This is a genomic window from Micromonospora sp. B11E3 (genome assembly GCF_039871625.1).
In the GTDB taxonomy this organism is placed as follows: Bacteria; Actinomycetota; Actinomycetes; order Mycobacteriales; family Micromonosporaceae; genus Micromonospora.
Genome location: NZ_JBDPMC010000009.1, coordinates 137,313 through 155,788, shown reverse-complemented (window position 1 = coordinate 155,788; position 18,476 = coordinate 137,313). Strand labels below are relative to the sequence as shown.

Genomic DNA, 18,476 nt, shown 5'->3' with positions numbered 1-18,476 from the left:
CCCGGGTCCGCCGCGGGTTTCGGAACCTCCGGCCGAAGACCAGCCATCCCGCACAGGCACCAAAACCCACCCGGCCAGGCCCCGGACGCCCACCCGGCAGCCCCAACCGACACCGCGCACCCCGCCACGACGTCGGTAAAACCATCCACCGCGCCCGCACCCAAGCCGACCAGCAAAAACGCAAAGGTTAAAAATCAAGACTAGTCGAACCGGGAGACGACAGGACACGCGAAAGGCGAGTGGTTCGTGCTGGCCGGGTCGTGACACCATACCTGTGTCGTCCGTAGCATCGGCGCGGCTCGTCAAGGGTTTCGGTGGAGTCACAATGGCCGGGCTGACAGGGGGCAACGATGCCGGGTACCACGCCGCTGAGTCCGCATGATCCACGCACGGCGGGGCCCTATCAGCTGATCGGGCGGCTGGGTGCGGGCGGCCAGGGCATCGTCTACCTGGGCAGAGACGGGGACGGCAACCAGGTGGCGGTCAAGATGATCGACGTTGACCTGCGCCACAGCCCCCGGATCAAGTCTCAGTTCGCGAAGGAGATCGCCGCCGCGCGACGGGTCGCCCCTTTCTGTACGGCTCAGATCCTGTTCGCCGAGGTGGACGCGGACCCACCGTACGTGGTCAGCGAGTTCATCGAGGGCCCGACCCTGCAACGGCACGTCCGTGAGCGGGGCCCGATCTCCGGGAACGCGTTGCACCGACTGGCCGTTGGCACCGCCACCGCGCTGACCGCGATCCACCAGTCCGACGTGGTCCACCGCGACCTGAAGCCGGACAACGTCATTCTCGGGCGGGACGGTCCACGCGTGATCGACTTCGGCATCGCCCGCGCGCTCGACGTCACCGAAACGATGACCAAGCAGGTGATGGGAACGGCGCCGTACATGGCACCGGAGCGGTTCCACAACCACCGGGTGGGCCCGGCCTGTGACGTGTTCGCCTGGGCGGCGACCATCGCCTTCGCGGCAGCGGGCCGACCACCGTTCGGCAACGATTCGATCGTCGCGGTGATGAACCGCGTCCTGCACGAGCCACCGGACCTGCATGGCCTCTCCGACGCGCTGGAGGACCTGATCCGGCAGTGCCTGCAGAAGGACCAGGATGCACGGCCGAACGCCGAACAGGTCCTGCTGCGGCTGCTCGGGCACACCGCGCGGCCCTCGACGGCCCTGCTGCTCGAGAGCGTCCTCAAGCAGGGCAACGAAGCCGCCACGGCGGCGGCGCCGTCGTACCCGGCGCCCGGATTTCCACCCCTGGGCCATGCGGCCGGGCCAACCCTGCCCGACGTCCCCGAGCACTCGCCGGTCACGCACGCCGCCGGCGCCCCGACGCTTCGAAGGAACAGCGAGCCCACCGCCCCGGTACGGCGGGGCTCCTGGTCGGGTCGGCTCCGCCGGGAGCTCGGGGACCCGTGGGGCATCTCGATCGCGATCTTCCTCGGTGCGGTCGGAATGGCGTCCGGCTACGTCGCCTCGACCGCGGTCACCGCCGCAGTACTCACCGGCGCGGTAACCTTCGTCGTGGCGTACGTCGTCCGCCTGCTGGTCGCCGCCGCGTTGGCCCCAAGCACCGAGCCGGATCCCGCGGAGGCATCGACAGCCGACCAGGCCACGGCCCTGCTGCGGGACGGGCCCTGACCCACGAACACGATCCGGTCGGTCCGCACGGCGGCTCGGCCGGGCTGCTGGCTGATGTCGACGCCGTCAGCCGACACCCTGGAGGGACCACATGGTTTCAGGCCGACCGACTGCCCGGCCGTGGCTGCCGTACACCGCGGCCATCGTGGCCGGGGTCGCGGTCGTCACGGCGGCCTACCTGATCGTCCAGCCGGCGGCTGACGTCGGATGCACGCCGCTGGAGGTCAGCTCGTCGACCGAGAAGGACGTGCTGCTCGGCGAGCTGGCAGAACGCTACAACAAGAGCGATCGGCGGGTCGGTGACCGGTGCGCTGTTGTGACCGTACACGGCCTCACCTCCGGTGCGGCGACGGACGCGCTGGCCGGCGACTGGGCAGTCAAGCAGCCCAACCTGCCCCGGCCGCAGGTGTGGTTGCCGTCGTCGACCCTGTGGACCGGGCAGTTGAGGTTGCTGGACGAGGCCGCCGGGCGTCCGGCACAGACCCCCGGCCGGTATCCGTCGATCGCGAACAGCCCGCTGGTCATCGCCATGCCGCAGCCGAAGGGAAAGCTGCTCCAACAGCAGGGTCCACTCGGCTGGGGTGACATCCTGGGCTTGTCCGGGCGCACGGGCTGGGCCACCTACGGTCGCCCCGAGTGGGGGCGGTTCACCTTCGGCAAGGTCAACCCGCACCTGTCCACCTCTGGGCTGGCAGCCACGATCGCGACGTATTACGCGGCCATCAACCGGGCCAGCGACCTTACCGAGAGTGACCTCGCGAATCCAGCGGTGACCCAGTTCGTCCGCCGCATCGAGGCCAACGTGTCCCACTACAGCGACGACATCGTGGATCTGCTGAAAACCCGCGCCGAGGCGGACCTGTCCGGCGTCGGCGCGGCGGTCGCGGCCGACATGAGCGCGGTGGTGACGCAGGAGGAGTTGGTCTACCAGTACAACGAGGGGGAGCTGAGCCCGACCCGGGGCGAAAAGCCGAGAGTTCCCCTGGTCGCGGTGTATCCGAAGGAGGGCACGTTCAACCTCGACCACCCGTACGTGGTCCTCCCCTCGGCCAGCCCGGAGCAACGTGACGCCGCTGCCGACTTCCTGGCGTTCCTCCAGGAGTCGCCGCAGCAGCGGAGCTTCAGCCGGCTCGGTTTCCGCGATCACGAGCGGAACGCGTCCGGCCCGCTGATCGCCTCCGTCGGCGGGCGCGGGGCCCACGACCTCACCTACTTCGACCCGCCGGATCCCACCGTGGTCAAGGCGATCCTCGCCGGCTGGGGCACGCTGCGCAAGAAGGCGAACATCCTCGTGGCTGTCGACACGTCCGGTTCGATGAACGCGAAGATCGGTGACCGGACCAGGTTCCAGGTGGCGACCAGGGCCGCCGCCAAGGGCTTTGGCCTCTTGAACGCCGAGGACCAGGTCGCGCTCTGGTCGTTCTCGTCCGAGACGGGACAGCGGCCGAAGTCGCCGTACAGCGAGGAGGTCCGGCTGTCGGCGTTCGACCAGGCGGCGCTCACCAATGAGATCAACAATCTCCATGTCGAGGGCGGCACCGCTCTGTACGCCACCGTACGGGCGGCACACCGTCACATGCTCGACCACTACGACCAATCCCGGATCAACGCGGTGGTCGTACTGACGGACGGCAAGAACGAGTACAACAAGGACAACGATCTCGCCCGGTTGCTCCAGGACGTCGCGCTGGATCCGGAACGACCGGTCAAGATCTTCTGCATCGCCTTTGATGAGCAGTCCGATTTCGGGACGCTGGACCGGATCGCCAAGGCGTCCGCGGGCAAGGCATTCGATGCCCGCGACCCGGCGAAGATCGACGACGCATTCGTCAAGCTGGTCAGTAGCTTTTAGCTGTTAGTGCTTTGCCAGGTCGTTGTGGCGTGTCGCTTGTAGGAACATCATGGTGGTGTATGGCTGCGGCGGTGGATGGGCCGGCGGGCGATTGTGTGGAGGTCGCGGACGGGGCCGGTGAGCTCTCGGCCGGCGGGCCAGACGGCGCGGAGCTGGCGGTGCAGGCTCAAGCCGCTGACGGCTACGGCGACCAGAGCGCCGGCCGGGAGCTCGGTGCTGACCGCCAGGGAGCTGAGGACGGCGGGACCGCTGCCCGCCGCGACGGCGTGCGGTGGTCCCACCGATGGTCTCGGCCGCCAACGGTGCGCTGCTCGTGCCGCACCTGCCGGCCGGGCAGGCCCGGCTCGACATGGTCGTCGCCTGCTACGCGATGTTCGGCGCCAGCCTGCTCGCCACCCTGATCATCCTGCCGCAGCTGTGGTCACGGCTGGTCGTGCACGGGGTCGGGGCCGCGCGGATGGTCCCCACCCTGTGGATCGTGCTGGGGCCGCTGGGGCAGTCGATCACCGCCGCCCACCTGCTCGCCCGGTCCGCCGACGGCGTCCTGCCTGAACCGTACGCGGCAGGGGCGCAGATGCTCGCCGTGCTCTACGGCGTACCGGCAATGGGGTTCGCCCTGCTCTGGCTGACCCTGGCTGCCGCGATCACCATCCGCACGGCCCGCGCCGGGCTGCCGTTCTCGCTCACCTGGTGGAGCTTCACCTTCCCGGTCGGCACCCTGGTCACCGGCGTCTCCGGCCTGGCCGCGCGGTCCGGCTCGGCCATGCTGGCCACGCTCGCCGTGCTGCTGTACGGGCTGCTGCTCGCCTCCTGGGCGGCGGTCGCGACCCGTACTGCCCGGGGTGCGCGGCACGGGCACCTCTTCCTCCCCCCTGCCGCGCCCAGGTGACCAGTGGCAGAAGTAGCGCCGGGGTGCCGCGCCGCCGACCCGTACGGGCTCAGACCGGTTGCCCCGGTTTCCAGCCCATGATCGTCCGGGGCACCTCGCCGGTGCCGTCCCAGGCGGCCGCCTGCACCATGAACTGGTTCTCGACCCGTTCCCGGCCCACGGTGCTGTCCTCGCCGTGGCCGGTCAGCAGCACCGTCCGGTCGGGCTTGCGGAGGAGGCCGCGCAGTGAGGTGAGGGTCTGCGCGCGGCTGCCGCCGGGCATGTCGGTGCGTCCGATGGTGCCGGCGTAGAGGGTGTCACCGACCAGACAACGATCCCCGGGCAGGTTGAACATGACCGAGCCGGGGGTGTGCCCGGGCGTGTGGTCGACCCGCAGTTCCAGCCCGGCCAGGGCGAGCAGGTCGCCGTCGCCCAGGGAGCGGACGTCGTGTGGCTGCCGCCAGGTCCACTCCGGGCCGAGCACCTGCGCGAACTGCGGGCCGAACTCGTCGCCCAGCCCGCTGAACGGGTCGGCCAGCATGCCGTGGTCGGCCGGGTGCAGGTAGATCGGCAGGCGGTGCGCGGCCTCGATGGCCGCCACCGAGTAGGTGTGGTCCAGGTGGCCGTGGGTCAGCAGCACCGCCCGGGGGGGGTGAGGCCGTGCCGGTCCAGGGTCTGCGCCGCGGTGATCTCCTGGGCCGCCTCGGCCGGCCGGCCCGCGTCCAGAGCCGCCCGTGCCGCACGCACGCCCCGGTCGAAGACGTGCAGGTCGAGGGCGTTCTGTCCGATGTGCAGCTGATAACCGGCGCCGTGGCGCACGATGCACTCGGGGCCCAGTTTCGTACGTAGTTGGGACACGTACTTGTGCAGTTGGGCGACGGCGGTGGGGGGTGGTTGCTCGCCCCAGAGCATGGACACCAGCCGCTCGGTCAGGACGACATGGTTGGCCCGCAGTAGCAGTGCGGCCAACATGGCCCGCATCTTGCGGCCGCTGAGCTCGACCTCACGACCGTCTCGCCACACTTCTATGGGCCGAGCACGCGAAATTCGAGCATCGCGCCTGCGCTCTCGAGACACACATCGCTGACCGATCCACCTAGATCCCGTACGCCCCGAAGCACGGCAACTCGCAACTCCGAGGACTCTACCCACGCCGATTCGGAATGTCCAAGGTGGACGTCATGTCGGCGGAATTCCCGCGCTTGCCACCGCTTTGGGGCTGGCGTAACGGGACGTCACGGGCCCGGGGGTGGACCCGTGCGCCGATCGCAACCAGCACCATGGCTGAGTCGGCGATCAGCCGAGAACGCGTTAAAGCGGAACGTATCGCCAGATTCCTGCCACCTCCACGGTAATTGAACGCCATCTAGGTTCATATGGCGCCGACGGGTCGACACCCCGATAATGAGCAGGCGCCCGCGCCGCCCTTGAACGAGAGGAACGCCGGCGATCAGACGCGCAATTCCTGGTTGTCGAGGTGCCGCGCGACGGAATGGTTGTTCCGCGTCGCCGTCCGCAATTCTCCGAAGGAGCGGTGCGACGGGCCCGACCGCACACCGTTCCGCGGCCCCCGGACGCGCGTGTCACGACTTCGGAGACCGGACGGGTCAGCCGCCCGCGCCGCCGGAGTCCATGATCGCCTTGAGGCCGAGGGCGTACACGTCGGCGGGGACACCCTCGGGATCGATGAGGTGCTGGAGGGCGACACCCACGTCCAGCGCGGTCATCAGGATCGCCAGCTGACTGGCCGGGATCGGCGGCTGGCCGCCGGTCCGCTCGGTGATCCGCTTGGCGTTGTGCTCGCGTACGGCCTGGAGCCACTGCGCCATGGCGTCACGGGCGGCCGGGGTCCGCATGCTGTACAGCCAGAACTCCAGGAGCGCCATGGCGAACCTGCGGGTCTCCGGCAATGAGATCACGGACTCGTAGCTGTCACCCAGCGAATCGGCCGCGGCACCGGGGTCGACGGCGAGGCCGGCGTCGGCGACCTGATCGGTGTAACGGCGCTCGAGGATCGCCGCCAACAGGCCGTGCTTCCCGTCGAAGTTGGCGTAGATCGCACCCTTGGTCAGCTCCGCCTCGGCGGCGACCTCCTCGAGCGAGGTCTGGTGGATCCCCCGCTCGGCGAACAGCGTCTCCGCCGCGTCGAGCAGGCGCTGGCGGGTCCGCTGCTGTTGTTGCGCCCGGGTCAGTCGCTCACCCATGTCGCGATCCTTCCACACCACCAGGGTGCTTGACATCCCCGACGGTATCCAGATACTCGACGGTATGCGGATATCGGCCGGAATCTGGAGGATGTGATGTTGCTCCAGATCGATCACTTGACCAAGATCTACCAGCGCGACGTACGGGCCAACGACGACCTCTCGCTACACGTAGCCGAGGGAGAGGTGCTCGGCCTGCTCGGGCACAACGGTGCGGGGAAGACGACCCTGCTCAATCAGGTCGCCGGCCTGGTGAAGCCGACAGAGGGCACGATCAGGATCGACGGCCGGGACCCCGTCGCCGACCCGGCGTTCGCGCGACAGGTCTGCTCGCTGCAGCTGCAGGCCCAGGCGCCGCTGACCGGGGTCACCCCGAGGCAGGCGATCGACATCCTCGGCCGGATCCGTGGCGGCAGCCGCCAGCAGGTGAAGGAACGCTCCGAGCAGCTGATGTCCGCCCTCGACATCACCGAGTGGGCCGACACGCCGGGTGAGAAGCTGTCCGGCGGCATCCGCCGGCTGACCGCCTTCTGCATGGCGGTGGTCGAGCCCGGTCTCCTGGTCATGCTCGACGAGCCCACCAACGACGTCGACCCGGTGCGCCGCCGGTTGATGTGGGAGCAGGTCCGCAAGCTCGCCACCGACGGCTGCGCCGTCATCATCGTCACGCACAACGTGACCGAGGCCGAGCGCAGCGTCGACCGGCTCGTCGTGCTCGACCACGGCCGCGTCGCCGCTACCGGCACGCCGGCCGAGCTGCGCCGCCAGGCCTCCAGCGATCTCCGGCTGGAACTGACGCTGACGCCCGGCGCGGCCGTGCCCGAGGCACCGGCCTGGGCGAGCTCCACGAACGTGACCGACCAGCGCATGGTCATCTCCATCGCCTCGGCCGACGCCCCGCAGGCGATCGCGTGGGCGCAACAGCTGCACGCCGCCGAAGGCGTCGCCCAGTTCGTCCTGAACCCGATCAGCCTCGAAGACATCTACGTCGGCCTGACCAACACCTCCGAGGAGAACCACGATGCGGTGGCTGCGTAGTTACCTGCTGCTCCTGCGCTGGCACGCGATCCGGCTCAAGTTCATACTCCCGCTGATGCTCGTCATCCAGACGCTGCTGGCGGTCGGCATCGTGGTCGGCTTCTCGTTCCTCATGCCCGAGGTCGACAAGGCCACCGCCCTCTACCTGGCGACGGGGGCCCCCACCCTCGGCCTGATCACCGTCGGCATGGTGCTCGCCCCTCAGATGATCGCGCAGAGCAAGACAGAGGGAACGTTCGAGTACAACCGGACGCTTCCGGTGCCTCGGACGGCGATCCTGGCCGCGGACGTCACCACCTGGCTCCTGACGTCCCTGCCGGGCCTGGCCCTGGCCCTGCTCACCGCCACGCTGCGGTTCGACCTCGACCTCGACGTCAGTCCACTCGTCGTCCCGGCGATCCTGCTCGTCGCGCTGACCGCCACCGGCCTCGGCTACGCCGTCGCCTACGCGGTGCCACCCGCCGTCGCCAGCCTGATATCTCAGGTGATCGTCTTCATCGCCCTGATGTTCTCCCCGATCAACTTCCCGGCCGACCGGCTGCCGGGCTGGTTGCAGGCCGTGCACGAGGTGCTGCCCTTCCAGTACATGGCCGACGCCATTCGTGACACCCTCGCCGCCGGCGGGAACGGTGTCAGCGGCCTCCCGTTCGCCGTACTCGCCGTCTGGTGCGTGGCCGGTCTCGCGCTCACTCTGCGGGTCATGACCCGCAGGAGCTGAGCAGGCGTTCGGAGAGCTGGAATGCGGGTGCGGGGTGTGGCGTCCTTTGACGGCGCCGCACCCCGCCACCGGCAACCGCGGTGCGCCGGGCGCCCGCACCCGAAACGCCGAACCGGCCCAGGGCAGCGCCCGGAGCCGGTTCCTTCAACCGCCCGCCCTACACCTCTTCGAGCAGGCCCTGCTTGATCGCCACCGCCGCGGCCAACGTCCGGTTCGAACAGTTCAACTTCAACAACACACTCGCCACCAGCCGCTTCACCCCATGCTGACTGATCAACATCCGACGAGCGATCTGCTTGTTACTCAACCCCTCAGCCAACAACACCAACGTCTCACGCTCCCGCGGCGTCAACCGCACACCCTCCACCCGCTCCGGCGACACCGCCCCACGCGCCCGCTCCAACAACCGATTCGCCAACACCGCCGGCATCGGCACCTCACCCACCAACATCCGACCCAACGCCTGCCCCAACGCCTCCCGCGTCACCTCGTCCTGAATCAAAAACCCATTACTCGGCAACCGCGTCACCGCATCCAGACACGCCCCACCACGACCGATCAGATGCAGAATCCTCACCCCCCGACGATGCGCCGCCTCAACAACCCCATCCAGACTCCCCACACCCACGTCCTCACACGCCACAACCAGCACGTCAAAAGAACGACCAGCAGGAAACCGCTCCAGATCCGCCACCACCGCATGCACCTCAGCCACCAGATCAAGCGAGCCGAGCATGTCGTGGAGACCCCGACGCGTCACCTCGTTGTCGGCGAGAACGAGGACGGTGAGGCCGGGTTGCCCCTGTTCAAGCGGGTTGCCGGATTGCTCCACATCGACCAGCCCCTTCCCCGTCGCGACCCCGTGAAGGAGAGTGTTACTTGGCTGTTACAGCCTACGACAGAAATCCGCAAGAGATCAAATCCCCATGCAACAAATCCCGCCGATCGGATTAGCTAGTGACGCCAACCGATAGGTCAACATGTTTTGGCAGGTCGGGACCGGTCTTGGGGCCCAACCCCCGACACCATCGGACACAGCGGACCTGACGGCCGACGCCGTGCCGAGCGGCGAACCGACGGGTGACCCGCCGCGGCGTCCGCAGCGAGAGTCCGCAGGTCCGACCGGCTCTGTCCACCAGTCACACAGGACATGCCGCCCCCCGGAACCAGTTCCGCCAGGCCCGGTCGAGCGTGCTCGATTCGGGCCGATGCCTGGAATCCTGCCTATACTAGGTCGATGGTCGAGAAACTGCCCGCCGAGAGTTCAGTGACCCGGGAGGTCGTGCTCTCGCTGCCGTTCACGGGCTTGTGGCTGGCACGCAACAGCCCGGCCCGGCGGGTCCCGAGCCACGGGTCCGACCTGTTGGGCGAGCGTTACGCCATCGACTTCATCGGTGTGGACGACCACCGCCGGACCGCCGGCACCCGCGACTGGCGGACCTTCCTCGCCACCGAACCGCCCGAGCGGTTCTACGCCTTCGGCCGGCCGATCCTGGCACCGGCCGACGGCGTCGTCGTCGACGTACACGACGGCGAGGTCGATCATGCCGGACGACGGTCACAGCTGGCCCTCGTGCCGTACATGTTGGGTCAGATGGAGCGGCTCCGGCAGGGAGTGGGCGCCGTTGCCGGCAACTACCTGATCATCGCGCTGCGCGACAGCGACGTGTTCGTCGCCCTCGCGCACCTGCGGGCCGGCTCGATCCGGGTAGCCGTCGGCGAGGAGGTACGGACCGGGCAGCCGGTCGCGGACTGCGGCAACTCCGGCAACTCGACGCAGCCGCACGTGCACGTGCAGGTCATGGACAGCGTGGACCTGTCCGTTGCCCGCGGCGTACCGATGGCCTTCCGGCACTTCCGCGAACGCCCCCGCGGCGCGCGGCAGTTCCAGGTGAGGGAGTCCGGCATTCCGGGCGAGGAGGCTGTCGTCGAGCCGCTGCCCGTATCGGCCGCGGAGGACCTGGGCACCTGACGAGGCACCACACGCCGCGGCGTCGCGCCGCGGCCCGGGGTGGGGCCGCGACGCGACGCCTACGCGACAGTTGGACCGGCCGGGTCGGGTACCCGATGATGCCCGTGCGGGCGTCAAGGGTGAGCACGATCCGGCCGCCCGCGACTACGCGGCCTGCGCCTCCTCCAGCTTGAGGTGCCCGGTGCCGCTGAGCGACGCCAGGTCGATGTCGGCGACGCACCGGACCTTCACGTAGTCGAGGGTGAGCGTCCCCTCGATGTGGGCGCTACCGCTGCCGTTGGCGAAGTCGGCGCGGCTGAGATCGGTGGCCGCCTCGTCGACGCGCACGCCCAGGTCGGTTCCGCCGCTGGTGTCCGGGAACTTGATGAAGACGTACCCGATCTCGGTGGCACGCTTCTGGAGCTCGTCCAGGGAGGGATCGGGGCCGCCGACGACGACGCTCTGATTCTCCACGGAGAGGCGCTGAATAAGGTCGTTCACAGGAACATCCTCCACATCTGCTAGTAGGCGGCCGGTACGGCTTCCTTGGGTTCGACCGGCACGTCGTCGATGATTTCCCGTCGCTTCCCCGGCCACCAGCTGCGCTCACCGACCTTCACGGCGATGGCCGGCACGAGGAGAGTCCGGATCACGAATGTGTCCAGCAGGAGGCCGACGACGATGGCGAAGCCCATCTCGAGGTACGACTTGATCCCGGAGAACAGCAGCGGCATGAACGTGCCAGCCAGGATGATGCCGCACGAGGTGATGACGGACCCCGTGCCGGCAAGTCCCTTCCTGACGGCCGCCACAGTCGCCTGCCCCTGCGTGTGGTACTCCTCCTTCACCCGCGTCATCAGGAAGATGCTGTAGTCGATGCCGAGGGCGACCAGGATGACGAAGGCGGCCACCGGCGCGTCGATCCACAGGCCCTCGTGGCCGAAGCCGTACTGGAAGACGGCGACGGTCAGTCCCATCGTCGCCGCGTAGGCCAGGACGATGGTCGCCACCAGGCAGATGGGGGCGACCAGGCTCCGCAGGAGCAGCGCCAGGATGATGAAGATTCCGACGAGCACGATGAGGGCGATGACGACGGAGTCCCGCTTCTGCGTCGCCAGGTTGTCCCGCACCTCCGCGGTGCCACCGCCGACGTACGCGGTCGCCGATGCGAGATTCGTCCCCTCCAGGGACTCCTTCAGCCTGTCCCTGATGTCGGTGATGGTGTCGAGCGCCTCGTTCGAGTAGGGATCCTGGCTCAACGTGGCGCTCAGGCGGACGGTCGTACCGTCCGCGGAGACGAACCCCTGGCTCGCTGCCTGCGTGGGGGTGACCACCGTGCTCACGCCCGGCAGAGCGTCGATGTCGCGGGCCACCTCCTCGATGGTGGCCAGCTTGTCGCTGCCCCAGCCGGCCTGGTCGGACTCGATGAGGATCGGTACCGCGTTCTCCGCTCCCGCCGCCTGACCGAAGTTCTCCCGCAGCACGGTCAGCCCCTGGTAGGAGTCGGTCGACGTCGGAAGCAGGGCCCGCAGCTCGTTGTTGTCGAAGCGGAACCCGGCCAGCAGGGCGATGAAGGGAATCAGCGCGATCAGGGTGATCGCGATGAACCGGTTCGGCCTGCCGGTGACGGTGGCGGCGATCCTCTCCCAGACCCCCGCCTTCTTCGCCTGCCCCTCAGTCCCCTTCCGCACGCGGCGGGCCCGTGCCCTGGACGGAAGGAACGGCCAGAACACCTTCTCCCCGAGGATCGCCATCGAGGCCGGGATCAACGTCATGATGACGAGGAACTCGATGGCCACCGCGATCGCGAGCGCCGGGCCGATTCCCTTGAGGTTCAGGTCCTTGGCGAAGAACATGCCGCCGAAGGCGACGATGACCGCGCAGACGCTCGCGAAGATGGCCTCGCCGCCGTAGCCGACAGCACTGCGCAACGCCTCGCTCTTCTCCTTGCCGGCGAGCAGGTTGTCACGGAAGCGAGAGAACATCAACAGCGAGTGGTCGGTGCCGAGGCCGAAGAGCACGATGACCAGGAACACCAGTGCGTTCGGCGAGACGCCGAGCCCCGCGTCGGCCGCGAATCCCAGGACCGCCTGCGAGATCGCCAGCGCGAGGCCGACGGCGACCAGGGGGAAGAGGGCGGCCACCGGCGAGCGGTAGATGATCAACAGGACGACCAGGATGAAGATGAAGGTCATCACCAGGGTACGCGCGAGGCTTTCCTCCTGCAGCCTGAAGATCTCTTCCCAGATGGCGTTCCCACCCGTGAGGTGCACATCCAGGCCCGCCGGTACGGCCGGAGCCCCTTCCCGCTCACTCGCGTCGGTGGACAGGTGACTCCTGATCTGCGGGATGACATCCTGCGTCTGGCTCAGCCATTCGTTGCTGTCCCCGTCGAAGTACTCCATGTCGAGGTTGAGCGCCAACAGAGCGGCTTCTCTGTCCGCGCTCAGGAGGGTGCTGGAGTTCTGCGGGTCCGAGAATGGCGAGACAGTCGACTTCAGCCGGATGTTTTCCTTCCGGGTGGCAAGAAACTGTTCCAGGGCCTGGGCGTAGGCCTCGTCCTCGGAGGTCAGGCCGTTCTCCCGGTAGAGGGTCACGGTGACCTCGTTGTTCATGGCCTCCCGGACGTCCGGAAACTTCTCGGCAACCAGTTCGTTGGCCTTGAACGCCTCCAGGGTCGACTGTGAGCGGGCCTCCTGCTGGCTGCTGTTCGCTTCCTCCTGCAGATTGGGCGCGACTTGCACTCCGACCGCCGCCAGGACGATCCAGAGCAGCACAGACAGCCAGCGACCAGCGATAATCGCCTTGCTAGCCTTCAGAAACAACGCCGTCTCTTTTCTGTCGCACACGCCCAGGCCGTTTGACCGCCGAGCCCTTCACAGTTTCTTGCCCACGCCGCGGTCCTAGGCCCCCTGAGCCGACTCCTCCATCTTCTTGCGGAGGCTCAGCGGGCGCATGTCGGTCCAGACCTCCTTGACGTAGGCCAGGCACTCGTCCTTGGTGCCGGAGACCCCCGTGTCCTTCCAGCCGGCGGGAACGTCGAGGAAATCGGGCCAGAGCGAGTACTGCTCCTCGTGGTTGACGAGAACCTTGACGGCGGTGTCTTCCATCGGATTCGCTTCCTATCTGCGTCGGGTGCTTTTTCTCAGTGCACGATCAGCTTGCCGGAGCGGAGGCGCTTCGCCGGTCGGCATCCTTGCCGATGAAGAGCCACGGCGCCTCCTTGCGGCGCCGCTCCTCGTAGGCCAAGATCTCGCCCTTGCGGGAGAGCGTCCAGTCGACGCTGTCGAGGCCTTCCAGGAGGGCACTCTTCTTGAACGGGTCCAGGTCGAAGCCGAAGGTCCGCCCGTCGGGCATCGCGACGGTCTGGGCGGGCAGGTCGATCTGCAGCTTGTACTGCTCCTGGCCGGCGAGGGTCGCCTGGATGTCCTCCACCGTCGATTTGTCCAGGACGACCGGAAGGATGCTGCTGTTGAAGCAGTTGTTGTAGAAGATGTCCGCGAAGCTGGGCGCGATGATGCAGCGGAAGCCGAACTCGCGGAGCGCCCAGGGAGCGTGCTCGCGCGAGGAGCCGCACCCGAAGTTCGGGCCGGCGACCAGGATGGTGGCGTCCGCGTAGGCCGACTGGTTCAGCTCGAAGTCGGGGTTCGGCGCCTTGTCGTCGTTGATGTAGCGCCAGTTCGCGAAGAGGGCGTCGGCGAATCCGGTGCGTCGGATCGTCTTCAGGAAACGGGCCGGCACGATGTCGTCTGTGTTGACATTCGACCGGGCCAGCGGCGCGGCCACCCCGAGATGTGTGACGAACTTTTCCATGGGAGCCTGGCCTTTCTACAGGTTGCGAGCGTCGACGAAGTGCCCGGCAACCGCCGCGGCGGCGGCCATGAGCGGGCTGACGAGGTGGGTGCGGCCGCCGCGTCCCTGACGGCCCTCGAAGTTCCGGTTGCTCGTCGAGGCACACCGCTCGCCGGGGGCGAGGCGGTCGCCGTTCATGGCGATGCACATGCTGCAACCCGCCTCGCGCCACTGGAAGCCGGCCGCCCGGAAGATGTCGGCCAGCCCCTCCTCCTCGGCCTGGCGGCTGACCAGCATCGAGCCGGGTACGACCAGGGCGCGCACGTTCGGCGCCACCTGCTTGCCCACGACGTAGCTGGCCGCCATGCGCAGGTCTTCGATGCGCGAGTTGGTGCACGAGCCGATGAACACCGTCTGGATCTCGATGTCCTCGATCTTCTGGCCCGGAGTCAGCCCCATGTACTCCAGAGCCCGTTCGTACGCCTGGCGGGTGACGACGTCACTTTCGTCCGCCGGGTCGGGTACGACGCCGGTGATGTCGGCGACCATGCCCGGATCCGTGCCCCAGGTGACCTGAGGTACGAGATCATCGACGTTGATGTCGAGGACGGCGTCGAAGTGGGCGCCGGGGTCGCTGGCCAGCTCCCGCCAGTTGGCTGCGGCCAGCTCGAAGAGGTCGCCCTCGGGAGCGTACGGGCGGCCCTTCACGTACTCGATCGTGACCTCGTCGGGGGCGACCATGCCGGCGCGCGCGCCGGCCTCGATCGCCATGTTGCACAGGGTCATGCGCCCCTCGACGGAGAGGGAGCGGATGGCCGACCCGCTGAACTCGATGACGTGGTTGGAGCCGACGTTCGTGCCGAACTTGCGGATGATCGCCAGCGCCACGTCCTTCGCCGTGACGCCGGGCGAGAGCGTCCCCTCGACCCGGATGTTCATCGTCTTCGGCTTCTGCTGCTGCAGGCACTGGGTCGCCATGACGTGCTCGACCTCGCTGGTGCCGATGCCGATGGCGAAGATTCCCAGGGCGCCGTGGGTGGAGGTGTGCGAGTCTCCGCAAACGACGGTCATGCCCGGAAGAGAGATGCCGAGCTCAGGGCCGACGACGTGGACGATGCCCTGGTACTCGTCCTTCATGTCGAAGAGGGTGACCCCGAAGTCGCGGGCGTTCTCCTCCATCGTTTCGATGCATTTCACGCTCGCGGCGTCGACGACGTCGATCATGCGACGACCAAGAACGGTGGGCACGTTGTGGTCGATCACGGCGATGGTGGCGTCGGTGCGGTGGACCGGGAGGTTACGGGCCCGCAGACCCGCGAAGGCCTGGGGCGACGTCGCCTCGTGGGTGAGGTGACGGTCGATGTAGATGACCGGCACCTCACCGGGCTCGTCGCGCACCACGTGGGCGTCCCAGATCTTGTCGAACATTGTTCGTGGACTCATGTCGTATCTCCAACCTGGGGGATCGTGTGTGGTTCCCCCGCGTCTTCTGCGTGTTCGAGCGGACTCAGGACTTCGCGAACCAGGCCTCCAGTTCCTCGCCTTCCAGTTCGCGACCCAGGCCCTTGGCGTAGTTGAGGATTTCCTCGGCGCGCTCGGTGGAGAGCTTCTCGGGGTCACGGCCGCTCTCCAGCCAGGCGAGCTTCACCGAGCTCAGCCCGCTCCACTGGCTGACGCCCACCGAGTAGGCGCCGCCGATGGTGGCGGGGTCGATCGCCGAGTAGACGGTGCGGGCCATCGTGCGCAGCTTGCTCTCCAGCTCGAAGTCCTGCGCCTTCCGGGCGTTCTCGGCGAGGGCGTTCGCCTTGAGAATGGCGTCGGTGTGGATGCCGGAGCTGGTGTAGCTGTAGCGCTTGCCCAGCACACCGTGCTCGGCGGTGGCGACGCCGACCATCTCCTGGTAAAACGAGATCAGGCCGAGGAGCTCGGACATGTTCCAGCCGACCGGCAGGCCACCCTCCTGCCGAATGGCCGCCAGGTTGAGCACCAGTTCCTCGAGCGAGGCATTGCCCGAACGCTCGCCGACGCCACGCGACACGACGTGGATCCGGTTGGCACCGGCCACGAGGGCCATCATGGCGTTGCCCAGCGCGTTCCCGGTGTCGCGGTGGCCGTGCCAGTCCAGCTTCATGTCCGGTGTGCCCAGCTCGTCGAGGGTCTCGCGGACGAAGCGACAGAGCCGGTAGGCGCCGACCGGGCGCGCGATGCCGATGGTGTCCGCGACCGCGACGCGGTAGGCGCCGTTCTCGACCTGGACGCGGGTGATCTCGCGGACGTCCTCCGGTGACGTCTGGGTCGTGTGCTCGGTGCCGCCGATGACGGGAATGCCCTCGTCGACGGTCTGCTTGACGAACGTCTCCAGCTTGCCGAGGACGAAATCCAGGTCCCAGCCCTGGACCATCCGGCGCGACGGCGAGCTGCCCATGAAGACGATGGCCTCGATCGCGGGGTGAATCTCCTTGCACTCGGCGGTCCACTTGAGGGAGGCCGGCGTGCAGACGGAGAGCACCGAGGGGACGATGTCGGGGAACTGGTCGTGCATACCCGCGAGCAGTTCCTTCATCGTCGCGTCGAGGGCGCCGGCCCCGGCGTAGATGCCGACCGTGGCGGACCGGATGCCGAAGTTGTTCAGCAGTTCGAGGTACTGCAGCATCTCGTCGACCGACGGGTACCTGCCGACGCCCTGGAGCCCGTCCCGCAGGCACTCGGACAGAACGATGTCGGGCTGGGAGGCCTGCAGCGGGGTCGGCTCGCCCGGAAGCGCCCCGGGCAGCGGCGCGAGCGGATTGGGATCGCTGTTCCAGTTGAAGTCGACAACCACGCCGGTGGAGCGCAGCTGGGCCTCCCCGAAACCGTTTGTCGGTGTTCCACTCGCCGAGTTTGTCATTGGAACCTCCTGTATTAAGCGATCACTTGTATGGTGTTTCGGAGACGACGAATCAGTCCATCACCACCGGCAGGATCCCGACCGAGAAGCGGATGTACTGGTCGGAGTAGCCGAAGGTGGAGCCCGGAATTCCCGCGATGCCGGTCTTCTCGAGTACCGAGAAGCAGTCCTCTCCCTCGCGGAGCTTGCTCCAGTTGTAGATGGTCGCGTCATCGTCGAGGTAGATGTGCTCGAAAAGCTGGTGCTGCTCATCGAGGCGCCGGAGCTGCTTCCTCAAACGAGTCCGCCGCATGCCGTAGAGGCGGCGGATTTTTTCGATGAGATGCGGGTTTTCGCGGAACAACTGGTAGTAGGCCATGAGGCGCAACTGCCACTCGCCCGGCATCGAGGCGACACTGTTGATCCAACTGCTGACCATGCGGGCCGCCAGGCCGGTGTCGCCGAACGTGACCCACCCGAAACGCTCGCCCGTGAGGGTGTGCGTCTTGGAGAAGCTGCTCACGTAGATGATCTGGTCACCGATGTCGGAGGCAGAGGTCAGGGCGCGCATACGGGCCTCGTCCTCCGTCGGGATGCCCGTGCCGACGTAGGCCAGGTCAGCCAGCAGGTGGACGACACGTCCCCGCTGCCGCTGCAGACGCAGGACGTCGAGCAGGCCGCGCAGCTCATCGGGCTGGTAGGCGAAGGTCGCCGGGTTACTGGTGACGGTTAGATAGATGACCTTGATGTCCGGGTGCTCGTCGAGCGCCCGCGCGAGCTGCCCGCCGGTCATCTTGAAGCAGTCCTCGGGCCGGGTCTCGATGCGGCGGACCCGGTAGCCGTTGGCGAGGGCCTGGGCCTCGAGTATGTTGAAGCCCGGCGTGGGGCAGAGCACCGCGCCGACGTATCCCGGGCCCTGACGGACGAGCGGGCCCAAGCCACCGAGAACCTTGTTCATGCAGTCGGTCGCGCCCAGCCCGATCGCGATGTGTTCAGCGGTGACCGACAGGCCCCACTGCTGCATGTCCTCGGCCAGCCAGCCCCGAAGGATGGGGTTGCCCACGGTGGCCAGGTCGTAGCTGCGCGGGTCGAAACCGTTCTTCAGGAGCAGGCGCTCCGCTTCCAGCATCTGGTCGCGCAACCATCGGTACATCTTGCCGTTCGCGATGTATCCCTGCAGGTCCTCGCCGGGCAGCGCAACTCCCAACTCGTCACCGAGTCGCCGGTAGTCCCCCGGGCCACCCTCCTCTCCGTCGCATTCGGAGATGAGGCGCACGTTGACGTCACCGATCGTGCGGTTCACGATTTCCAAACGCATTGCGGTCTCGTCCAGATGGCGTTCCGCACACTCCCGCTCGAGCGCTTGCACGATGGATGCCATCATGCGGATAGGGGGCTCGCCACTGGCCTGCAGCTGGGCGCGATACTGTTGCACCAGCTCCATGCGGAGCTGTCGAACGATCAGGCGCTGTTCTTCCAGGTCGATCTCCGGCCTGGCCACACTGTTCTGCAGTACCATGAGCGACGAACCTCCCCTGAATAGT

18 protein-coding genes and 1 pseudogene are annotated in these 18,476 nt (G+C 67.7%); 7 read left to right on the top strand and 12 right to left on the bottom strand.

Features of this window, described 5'->3' with window-relative positions:
• The 3 genes and pseudogenes from ABGB16_RS07725 to ABGB16_RS07715 form a co-directional block, all read left to right on the top strand.
• Nucleotides 1–191, top strand: a pseudogene (locus tag ABGB16_RS07725) (transposase); the annotation flags it as partial.
• Nucleotides 192–350: 159 nt separating this feature from the next.
• The gene (locus ABGB16_RS07720) at nucleotides 351–1,643 is read left to right on the top strand and encodes a serine/threonine-protein kinase (RefSeq protein WP_347667268.1); all 1,293 of its coding nucleotides are present in this window, start codon (nucleotides 351–353) and stop codon (nucleotides 1,641–1,643) included.
• 91 nt (nucleotides 1,644–1,734) lie between these two features.
• On the top strand, nucleotides 1,735–3,495 hold the full coding sequence (locus tag ABGB16_RS07715) for an extracellular solute-binding protein (RefSeq protein WP_347667267.1): 1,761 nt from the start codon (nucleotides 1,735–1,737) through the stop codon (nucleotides 3,493–3,495).
• Between the two features lie 47 nt (nucleotides 3,496–3,542).
• On the opposite strand, the gene ABGB16_RS07710 is transcribed toward ABGB16_RS07715, so the two are convergent.
• Nucleotides 3,543–3,776, bottom strand: a complete 234-nt coding sequence (locus ABGB16_RS07710; protein WP_347667266.1) for a LysR substrate-binding domain-containing protein — start codon at nucleotides 3,774–3,776, stop codon at nucleotides 3,543–3,545.
• A 2-nt stretch (nucleotides 3,777–3,778) separates the two neighbouring features.
• On the opposite strand from ABGB16_RS07710, the gene ABGB16_RS07705 reads away from it, so the two are divergent.
• Entirely contained in the window at nucleotides 3,779–4,384 is a 606-nt protein-coding gene (locus tag ABGB16_RS07705) for a hypothetical protein (protein WP_347667265.1), read from the top strand.
• Nucleotides 4,385–4,433: 49 nt separating this feature from the next.
• Here ABGB16_RS07705 and ABGB16_RS07700 read toward each other — a convergent pair whose 3' ends face one another.
• From ABGB16_RS07700 to ABGB16_RS07690, 3 genes are all read right to left on the bottom strand, one after another.
• Nucleotides 4,434–5,003: an MBL fold metallo-hydrolase gene (locus ABGB16_RS07700; protein WP_347667264.1), complete on the bottom strand. Its 570-nt coding sequence runs from the start codon at nucleotides 5,001–5,003 to the stop codon at nucleotides 4,434–4,436.
• Complete coding sequence (locus tag ABGB16_RS07695) at nucleotides 4,994–5,386, bottom strand: winged helix-turn-helix domain-containing protein (RefSeq protein ID WP_347667263.1); 393 nt, start codon at nucleotides 5,384–5,386, stop codon at nucleotides 4,994–4,996. The genes ABGB16_RS07700 and ABGB16_RS07695 overlap by 10 nt, the downstream gene beginning before the upstream one ends.
• Before the next feature lie 584 nt (nucleotides 5,387–5,970).
• Nucleotides 5,971–6,567 carry a TetR/AcrR family transcriptional regulator gene (locus ABGB16_RS07690; protein WP_347667262.1) on the bottom strand — a complete coding sequence of 199 codons (597 nt, stop codon included), beginning with the start codon at nucleotides 6,565–6,567 and terminating at the stop codon, nucleotides 5,971–5,973.
• 99 nt (nucleotides 6,568–6,666) lie between these two features.
• Here ABGB16_RS07690 and ABGB16_RS07685 point away from each other — a divergent pair, with 99 nt between their 5' ends.
• Together ABGB16_RS07685 and ABGB16_RS07680 are read left to right on the top strand one after the other, a co-directional pair.
• On the top strand, nucleotides 6,667–7,605 hold the full coding sequence (locus tag ABGB16_RS07685) for an ABC transporter ATP-binding protein (protein WP_347667276.1): 939 nt from the start codon (nucleotides 6,667–6,669) through the stop codon (nucleotides 7,603–7,605).
• A complete protein-coding gene (locus ABGB16_RS07680; RefSeq protein WP_347667261.1) occupies nucleotides 7,589–8,323 on the top strand; it encodes an ABC transporter permease in 735 nt (244 codons plus the stop codon). The genes ABGB16_RS07685 and ABGB16_RS07680 overlap by 17 nt, the downstream gene beginning before the upstream one ends.
• Nucleotides 8,324–8,480: 157 nt before the next feature.
• Here the strand turns inward: ABGB16_RS07680 and ABGB16_RS07675 are convergent, their stop codons facing one another.
• Nucleotides 8,481–9,155, bottom strand: coding sequence for a LuxR C-terminal-related transcriptional regulator (locus ABGB16_RS07675; protein ID WP_347667260.1), 675 nt, complete (start codon nucleotides 9,153–9,155; stop codon nucleotides 8,481–8,483).
• 405 nt (nucleotides 9,156–9,560) lie between these two features.
• Between ABGB16_RS07675 and ABGB16_RS07670 the strand changes: the two genes are divergently transcribed.
• Nucleotides 9,561–10,295 carry a M23 family metallopeptidase gene (locus ABGB16_RS07670; protein ID WP_347667259.1) on the top strand — a complete coding sequence of 245 codons (735 nt, stop codon included), beginning with the start codon at nucleotides 9,561–9,563 and terminating at the stop codon, nucleotides 10,293–10,295.
• Nucleotides 10,296–10,439: 144 nt separating this feature from the next.
• Here the strand turns inward: ABGB16_RS07670 and ABGB16_RS07665 are convergent, their stop codons facing one another.
• The 7 genes from ABGB16_RS07665 to ABGB16_RS07635 all read right to left on the bottom strand — a co-directional run bounded on the left by ABGB16_RS07665 (nucleotide 10,440) and on the right by ABGB16_RS07635 (nucleotide 18,451).
• Nucleotides 10,440–10,775, bottom strand: a complete 336-nt coding sequence (locus tag ABGB16_RS07665) for a hypothetical protein (protein ID WP_347667258.1) — start codon at nucleotides 10,773–10,775, stop codon at nucleotides 10,440–10,442.
• A 20-nt stretch (nucleotides 10,776–10,795) separates the two neighbouring features.
• Complete coding sequence (locus tag ABGB16_RS07660; RefSeq protein ID WP_347667257.1) at nucleotides 10,796–13,099, bottom strand: MMPL family transporter; 2,304 nt, start codon at nucleotides 13,097–13,099, stop codon at nucleotides 10,796–10,798.
• A gap of 78 nt (nucleotides 13,100–13,177) precedes the next feature.
• Entirely contained in the window at nucleotides 13,178–13,384 is a 207-nt protein-coding gene (locus ABGB16_RS07655) for an MbtH family NRPS accessory protein (RefSeq protein ID WP_347667256.1), read from the bottom strand.
• 46 nt (nucleotides 13,385–13,430) lie between these two features.
• Complete coding sequence (leuD, locus tag ABGB16_RS07650) at nucleotides 13,431–14,087, bottom strand: 3-isopropylmalate dehydratase small subunit (protein WP_347667255.1); 657 nt, start codon at nucleotides 14,085–14,087, stop codon at nucleotides 13,431–13,433.
• A gap of 15 nt (nucleotides 14,088–14,102) precedes the next feature.
• Nucleotides 14,103–15,509 (bottom strand): 3-isopropylmalate dehydratase large subunit, encoded by a 1,407-nt coding sequence (leuC, locus tag ABGB16_RS07645; protein ID WP_347667254.1) that lies wholly within the window; start codon nucleotides 15,507–15,509, stop codon nucleotides 14,103–14,105.
• Nucleotides 15,510–15,573: 64 nt separating this feature from the next.
• Nucleotides 15,574–16,953 (bottom strand): hypothetical protein, encoded by a 1,380-nt coding sequence (locus ABGB16_RS07640; protein ID WP_347667253.1) that lies wholly within the window; start codon nucleotides 16,951–16,953, stop codon nucleotides 15,574–15,576.
• Between the two features lie 52 nt (nucleotides 16,954–17,005).
• Nucleotides 17,006–18,451: a pyridoxal phosphate-dependent aminotransferase gene (locus tag ABGB16_RS07635; RefSeq protein WP_347667252.1), complete on the bottom strand. Its 1,446-nt coding sequence runs from the start codon at nucleotides 18,449–18,451 to the stop codon at nucleotides 17,006–17,008.
• Between the last annotated feature and the right edge of the window lie 25 nt (nucleotides 18,452–18,476).